This is a genomic window from Oceanispirochaeta sp. M1 (assembly GCF_003346715.1).
In the GTDB taxonomy this organism is placed as follows: domain Bacteria; phylum Spirochaetota; class Spirochaetia; order DSM-2461; family DSM-2461; genus Oceanispirochaeta.
In genome coordinates this window covers 1-6,999 of record NZ_QQPQ01000086.1, presented here as the reverse complement: position 1 = coordinate 6,999, position 6,999 = coordinate 1, and the positions used below count along the sequence as shown (strand labels likewise).

Genomic DNA, 6,999 nt, shown 5'->3' with positions numbered 1-6,999 from the left:
CTTTTCCGTATCGGCTGCTCGATGAGGGCGAAAGATTCAGAACTGGATGAAATCTATAACGCTCTAATTGCAATCAATGAAAGCAGCTGTGATCCTCCTCTTGAAAAGCCAGAAGTTGAAAGAGCTGCATACGGGGCCTGTTCATATAAAAAAGGACCTAATGGGGAATACACAGCAACAATCTTCAAAAAAGCTGAAAATGTTGATCTGGTAATCCGTGGAAACATCTTTGAATATTTCAGAGCTCATGAAGATAAAACATACTTTTTCAATTACACAATGCTGTATATGGCTCTTGTTCAGATAACATCATTGAACAATGGCGAGAAAATATACAATTACACCAACTTCATAAATAAGAACTATCAGCTATCCCCGAAGTTTATACCGAAGGGAATCAGATACTTTGAAAACCTGGGAATCCTGAAGGTAACAGAACGAGATTCAGACGGAACATATAAGCATAGAGATATTGAATTCATGCCTAACCGGTTCAATGGTGGCAAGAAATGAAAAATACAAAGCTTATGGAAAAGACTTTGAATGATTCTATTACTAATTTGCTCCGATCTGTCCGGAAAGACCAGTTACATTTAGCCTATCCCTGCATCTATGAAGCGCTAATTAAAAAAAACTTAATAAAAGAGCCGAAAAAAGCCCAGAAATAGCCATAAAAAGGTTGTTTTTGGTTGATCAGAGAATGGTGTAAGTATATTCTATAATAAGAAATGCTTAACATATGTATAGTTTAAGGGGCTATGTTATGAGATATAAAGCCAGAATAAAGGGATTAGAGATAAAAGCCAGTCATTCTATTGGTATTGATCCAATGGTCTATGAAGCCCTGGACCTCCTGTACTCAAATATCCCAAAAAATAGAACAGAAGAAGATATCCAGAGGGTAGAAGACTGGATGAATAATAGCCCTGAGATGGCTGTATGCTCTCCTGAATATGAAAGTTTAAAGAAAGCATACGGGATGGTGTGAAATGGCATTAAATACACTTCCTGCCACAAGAAAGGCAATGGCAAAGCTCAAAAAAGAATATGAAGAGTCAGGAGAGAAGGATCATACCCAGTTCAGGAACCTGATTTACTTCTATGCCACATTCCTAAACTACTGGAAGCTTGAAAAGGATTTGGAAATAGAAAAGCGCCTGGATGAATTAGAAGAAAGGTTAGAAAAATGAATCAGAGGTTAAAGAGGATTGAAAAACAAATCACTGATAAATATCAGAATCACAGTGGATTCAAGATGGTTGATCCACCCGATCCAGACAGAAAAATAGAGGCGTTCCATGCAGTTACCAGGGAAGAAGCTGCACAGATGAACCCAGACCAGTTCATATTTGTGAAGCCGTGAAATGAAAGAAAAGTAATGTTTCCCAAGATTTGGAGGAATTATGACAATTGAAGAAATTAAGAAATTACATTCAGAAGATGAAGAATTAAAAAAATACATTGATGCAGAAGCAGACAGAAGAGTTAACCAGGCACACGAGACCTGGGAAAAGAAACTTCCTGCTGAGGCTGAAAAAATAGCAAATATGATTATGGAAAGAAGAGATAAAGAATCTGCTTTTCAAGATCAGATAAAAAGTATGTTCATCGATTCAAAGATCCCAGTTGATCTGGGCTTTGATCTTTTGGGAGAAGTTGGGGCCGATATTCCTGCGGAAGAATTGGAATCAAAGATTCAAAAGATTGAAGAACGGTATAACAAAATCACTGAGAAGGTGCTCAAAGAGAAGTTTGGTGGAAATCGTCAACCCAGAAGGAATATCAGCACTTTAGAGGCATTAAAGCCCCTAGCTGATGCCAGTAGTAAAGAAATACTCGATAACCTGGATCAGTACCAGGAAAGGAAATAATAATGGCAATTACAACATTAAATCAGGAATTATGGTCAACTCTTTTGTTGAAAGGAACCCAGGAACAGCTTTGTTTTCAGGAAGTAGTCAAGGATATTGGAAAGGTAAACGGTAAACAGGTTCATTTCTCTAATATTGGAGCTGTAACAGTTTCGGACTACACCAAAGACACAGATATAAGCAATCAGACATTAACCGACTCTGGAATTGATCTGGATCTGAATCAGCAGAAATATTTTTCAGTCAATGTGGATGATGTGGATGATGCACAGACTGATTCCAATATTATGGCTGAAATCATCAGGAAAGGAACACACGGTCTTAAGAGTTCGATTGATAGTTATATCGCCTCCCTTCATGCAGGAGCCGGTATAACAACAGGACTGGGAAGTAGTACCACTCCTATTGAAATCAATTCAGCCAATGTTCTTACATACCTGAGAACCATTTCCAGAAAACTGGATGAAGCTAATGCAGATCCTTCCACAAGATGGGTGGTAATCCCTCCTTTCATGAAAGAAGACCTGTTAATCGCTCTTCCTGCCCTGGATACAGCAAACAGTGAAATACTGGCGACTGGATATATTGGATCCCTGTATGGGTTGAAGATTTACAATTCAAACAATGTGGTCAATACAACCAATGCCAAATATAAAGTTATGGCAGGGGATAAAGATGCTTTCCGCTTTGGAATGAACATCGAAAAAATGGAAGGATTGAGAAATAACGCTCAGTTCGGTGATATTGTCCGTGCCTTGATGGTATATGGCTGTAAAGTCACCCAGGCCAGTACATTGGCCCTTCTGACTGCAAATGAGGCAGCAGAGGCATAATTTTTACCTATACCAGTTTGAAAGCATCTGGGATATATAAAACTTTCACTGTGCTGCTACATGCACAAATGTTGCCCTCTTTCCTTTCGTTGATTGGAGAGAGGGTTTTTTATGTAAGAAAAGAAGCCTTTCCATATATTATTAGAATCTAAATATAGACAACTCTTTTAAGGAATGTCCTAAAACATTATTTTTAGGACATTTTCATTAAGAAGTCATTAAGAAATAAAACTGGATAGGTAAATAAGACTAAATCCCATTAAGAAATCATTAAGAAATGAAATATTGTCACCACCAGCCCCTCAAGCTGGCGTTTACTCCTCTCTCCAATATCCTTCCGGTGGCACATCATGTAAATAATACTGGGCTGTAATATCAACAGAAGAGTGACCCAACAATTTAGACAGTGTATGAATCGGCATTCCCTTCTCAATTTGGGTTGTTGCAAAGTAGTGCCTGAATACATGAGCTGTCACTGTCCTGCCTATTTTCTTTTCACTGTATCTTCTGATCAATTGAGTAAGATATACAGGATCATAGGGCTTGTTGCTTCTGGTATTCTCAAATAACCATGTTTTACCCTGGAATACTTCGGCAGCTCTCTCCCATACCTTCCGGTCACAGATAATATCTCTTTCTGAATTCCCTTTACCAACAACAGAGAAAGAAACACTTTCATCACTCATGTAAGCCCCTCTGAGTCGTATGGATAGAGCTTCTGATATTCTGATGCCAGTATTGAATAGAAACCTTGCCAGAGCCTCTATACGGCTATCTGTGCAATCTTCCAGTAATATCCTGTATTCCTCATGTGTAATGATCTTCTGATCCTTTACAGGCTGTTTTTTCTTAACAGGACATTTGATATCAGAATCAATATCTTTCAGCATAGTTTCAAGCTGCAACTTGAGTTGTGGGTTAAATGCCCCTCCGTTGGTTTTCTTTATCTCAGTACGGATAAATTGTTTAACAGCTGTCCTATCAATACGGACAGAAGAGGCAGAGCGTTGATTGTTCTTAAATGCACTGTTCAGAGCCTCAAAATAGCCCCTCAGCGTCTTTTCTATATCCTCATTGTCAGTGAGCGCCAGATAATCATTGAACGGCCTCAGATGCTTATATGAATAGCTCTTCCAAGACCATACTTTCATGGCCTCTTCAATGCTTTTTTTATCTTCAACTCTAATTAGTGTAGTGTTCATAAAAACCCCTTTTCAATGGAAACCCGACTTATCTTACAATTGATTTATACATACAACATACACACGTAGAATAGAGTTGTCAAGGATTAAACGGGATTATCAGTTGATTTAATACATATAATAGATGTATAATGTGTGTATGATATGAGAATGGAGGGTTTATTTGAAATCAATTGCATTTGCTGTCCAGAAAGGCGGTACAGGAAAAACAACAACCGCAGTTAATGTTGCTCATGGTTTAGCATTGAAGGGAAAGAAAACAGCGTTAATAGATTGTGATCCCCAGGGGAATGCGACAAATAATTATTTTACTGAATTGCCTATGAATGAATTGGCTGATGTTCTATCAGGTAAAGTATCTCCTGTCGAAGCATTTACAGAGATTAGAGAGAATCTATTCATGATTCCGACATTCGCCATTGATGGCGGTTTAAGGCTATGGGGAGAAACCCAGGCAACAAAAGAACCTTATATCTTTGATGATCTAAAAGGGGAGCTGGCAACCCTTGGATTTGATTATGTGATATACGACCTATCCCCTGCATTTGGGAGCCTGGAAAGAGCTGTAATGATTGGAGCCGATGAAGTTATTACCCCGATCCTGCCGGAGCCTTTCTCTGTTGATGGTGTTGAAATATTCGCCTCAGAGCTTACAAAGCTTAGAAAGCAGATGAGATCAAAGATAGGATTTAACAGGGTTGTTGTTAATAATGTAAATATGTCTCTTGGAATCCATAAAGAGAACCTGGAAGCCATAAAGGCCGCTGTCGGCGATAGAATGACTGTAATGGTAGTTCCACAGGATACAAGCCTAAAGAACGCCCAGGGTGTCAATAAATCGATATATGAGTACATGAGGAAGGGAGACAAGGAAGCAGGGCAGTCCCGCTCTGTAGAAGCCTATAACAGCATTGTGGAGGTGCTTTTATGCCAATAGCAAAGAATACAGATCAGTCAGATAGAACCATGGATAAGTTTAAGGGAATCGCTGATGCCGCAGAGAAAAACAACAGGGCCAATGAGAAGCCAGGGAAAAAGAAAACCAGAAGGAATATCTTCATATTTGATAATCACTGGAGCATCCTGCAAAGCATGTCAGAAGAGGAAGGGGTTACGGCCTCGGATCTTGTCAGAAGAGCAATCAAAGAGTTTATAGAGAAGTCATAGGGGTTGATATGGAAGATAAAGAGTTTGCTGTCGATCTGAAAAGGGAAGATTACAAGAAAGGATATCTCTCTGGATTTAACTATGAGAGGTTCCATACACCACCGAATACAGACGGACTGTCCTTCTCTTCTGGATATATTGAGGGGAAAGCAGACAGGGGAAAAGGAAAAGAATCTAAGTATTCAGAGAAAACCTGAAAACCTTTGAAGTATCAAGCTAATAAGAGACGTAACGAAGATATAAAAACAAAGGAGGCCACTATATGGCTGTATCAAAAGAGGGAACAATTGAATACTTGGAAAGCAGGATCAAGAGCAATGATGAACTTATCAAACATCATGAGGATCGGTTAAAAAGAAACCCAGAAGATCAGGAATCTATTGAAACCATTAAATCCCTGGAAGATGCAAACGAGAAGTTTAGAGAAGATATTGCCGCTTTCCATTCTGTTAAATAAGTTCACTTTCCTTATATTTGGCCTTTCTGAGTATTTCAGGAGGGCTTTTTTTATTGCCATTTCTATAAACCTATTTTAACGATACTAGAATTGCTCTAAGTGTATTTTACATCCATTCGGCAGTCACAGCATAATGGAGTCATGGCATACCCTATAACAACTAATAGAGGGTCTTATTCAGAAGATATATCAGAGGTATTTTATTTGGCCTTGTAAAAACTGTCTTCGATGTAGTACAATGAAGATAGTTCCGGAGGTTTATTCAATGCTAGTTAATAAATTTAATTTACGGTTGCGTGATGAGACAGTTAAAAAATTAGATCTTCTCGCGGAGACTTGTTCCGATGTTTCTGGGAAAAATGTCAGTATGGCTATTCTAGTAAGAAAGGCCATTTATGACATGCTTTTAAATTATCAGAAGGGTTATGGAGATCCCAAAGATACGTTTAGGTATGACTTAGAACATTTTGCTTATGATTATGTTCGATCCCTGGATACAATGTTTATTCGAAATTATACAGATGCAGAATCCTATGTATCGACTGAGGCAGCAATGGCAGCTTTGAATGATGAAATAAAACTTAAAGAACATCTTTCCTTGGGATTTGGAGAAGATTACAAAGAAGAATAAAAAAAAAGACTTTCTAATAAGTGCGACAACACTTACTGAAAGCCTTTCTTATGGATATCGCCGAGGCAATACCTCCCTGATAAGAAGTATTATCGGTGATTTTCTCCTATTCGTCAATTATGTGAGGGGAACAGATTGCCCGATATTATATCGAAATACATTGATTATGGCTTTCAGCTAATCTCTTTGGATGGAAAGATACCAACTAAATCAGATTGGCCAAATAATGGAACCAGAGATATTAAAACAATATCGGGATGGCTAGAAGAGGGATTTAATATAGGAATCCTGACTGGTTTATCCTCTGGGGTTATTGTCCTTGATATTGATGGGGATCTGGGCCGTCAGTCGCTTTATTCTTTAAACAAATCAATAAAAACATTTACTGTCTCTACAGGAAAAGGAACTCATTATTATTTTAAGGCGAATAAGTCTTTTAAAAACAGAGTTGGTATTTTACCTGGTATTGATATTAGAGCGGATGGTGGCCAGGTTGTTGCATCTCCCAGTATTCACCCAGAGACAGGGACAGCATATAAGATCCTGAATGATATGATTCCCGCTGATCTTCCTGAATGGCTTATTCAGTTAATGACCAATAAAAAAGAAGAATTAAAGCCTAGAAAAATCCTAGAAAAAAAGGATAAGCAGACTTTCCTTACACCAAAACATGAAGACGGAATGATTCCCCGGGGACAGAGGTATAACACTCTTTTCCGTATCGGCTGCTCGATGAGGGCGAAAGATTCAGAACTGGATGAAATCTATAACGCTCTAATTGCAATCAATGAAAGCAGCTGTGATCCTCCTCTTGAAAAGCCAGAAGTTGAAAGAGCTG

Annotated in this window: 13 protein-coding genes; 12 read left to right on the top strand and 1 reads right to left on the bottom strand. The window is 38.5% G+C overall.

What is annotated here, in order from left to right; translation table 11 throughout:
- The 6 genes from DV872_RS25505 to DV872_RS25485 all read left to right on the top strand — a co-directional run.
- A partial coding sequence (locus tag DV872_RS25505) for a primase C-terminal domain-containing protein (protein WP_216664454.1) occupies positions 1–513 on the top strand: 513 nt, incomplete at its 5' end.
- A 250-nt stretch (positions 514–763) separates the two neighbouring features.
- Complete coding sequence (locus DV872_RS25500; RefSeq protein ID WP_114632799.1) at positions 764–988, top strand: hypothetical protein; 225 nt, start codon at positions 764–766, stop codon at positions 986–988.
- A gap of 1 nt (position 989) precedes the next feature.
- A complete protein-coding gene (locus DV872_RS25495) occupies positions 990–1,190 on the top strand; it encodes a hypothetical protein (protein ID WP_114632798.1) in 201 nt (66 codons plus the stop codon).
- Positions 1,187–1,363: a hypothetical protein gene (locus DV872_RS26740; protein WP_158547187.1), complete on the top strand. Its 177-nt coding sequence runs from the start codon at positions 1,187–1,189 to the stop codon at positions 1,361–1,363. Before DV872_RS25495 ends, DV872_RS26740 begins: the two co-directional genes overlap by 4 nt.
- Positions 1,364–1,403: 40 nt before the next feature.
- The gene (locus DV872_RS25490) at positions 1,404–1,871 is read left to right on the top strand and encodes a hypothetical protein (RefSeq protein ID WP_114632797.1); all 468 of its coding nucleotides are present in this window, start codon (positions 1,404–1,406) and stop codon (positions 1,869–1,871) included.
- A gap of 2 nt (positions 1,872–1,873) precedes the next feature.
- Complete coding sequence (locus DV872_RS25485) at positions 1,874–2,704, top strand: phage capsid protein (protein ID WP_114632796.1); 831 nt, start codon at positions 1,874–1,876, stop codon at positions 2,702–2,704.
- A 314-nt stretch (positions 2,705–3,018) separates the two neighbouring features.
- Here the strand turns inward: DV872_RS25485 and DV872_RS25480 are convergent, their stop codons facing one another.
- Positions 3,019–3,906: a site-specific integrase gene (locus DV872_RS25480; RefSeq protein WP_114632795.1), complete on the bottom strand. Its 888-nt coding sequence runs from the start codon at positions 3,904–3,906 to the stop codon at positions 3,019–3,021.
- Between the two features lie 163 nt (positions 3,907–4,069).
- On the opposite strand from DV872_RS25480, the gene DV872_RS25475 reads away from it, so the two are divergent.
- From DV872_RS25475 to DV872_RS25450, 6 genes are all read left to right on the top strand, one after another.
- On the top strand, positions 4,070–4,843 hold the full coding sequence (locus tag DV872_RS25475) for a ParA family protein (RefSeq protein ID WP_114632794.1): 774 nt from the start codon (positions 4,070–4,072) through the stop codon (positions 4,841–4,843).
- The gene (locus DV872_RS25470) at positions 4,834–5,073 is read left to right on the top strand and encodes a hypothetical protein (RefSeq protein ID WP_114632793.1); all 240 of its coding nucleotides are present in this window, start codon (positions 4,834–4,836) and stop codon (positions 5,071–5,073) included. Before DV872_RS25475 ends, DV872_RS25470 begins: the two co-directional genes overlap by 10 nt.
- 8 nt (positions 5,074–5,081) lie before the next feature.
- Positions 5,082–5,270: a hypothetical protein gene (locus DV872_RS25465; RefSeq protein ID WP_114632792.1), complete on the top strand. Its 189-nt coding sequence runs from the start codon at positions 5,082–5,084 to the stop codon at positions 5,268–5,270.
- A gap of 65 nt (positions 5,271–5,335) precedes the next feature.
- Positions 5,336–5,530 (top strand): hypothetical protein, encoded by a 195-nt coding sequence (locus tag DV872_RS25460; RefSeq protein ID WP_114632791.1) that lies wholly within the window; start codon positions 5,336–5,338, stop codon positions 5,528–5,530.
- A gap of 265 nt (positions 5,531–5,795) precedes the next feature.
- Positions 5,796–6,161: a hypothetical protein gene (locus DV872_RS25455; RefSeq protein ID WP_114632790.1), complete on the top strand. Its 366-nt coding sequence runs from the start codon at positions 5,796–5,798 to the stop codon at positions 6,159–6,161.
- 135 nt (positions 6,162–6,296) lie between these two features.
- On the top strand, positions 6,297–6,999 hold a 703-nt coding region (locus tag DV872_RS25450), incomplete at its 3' end, for a bifunctional DNA primase/polymerase (protein WP_171832182.1).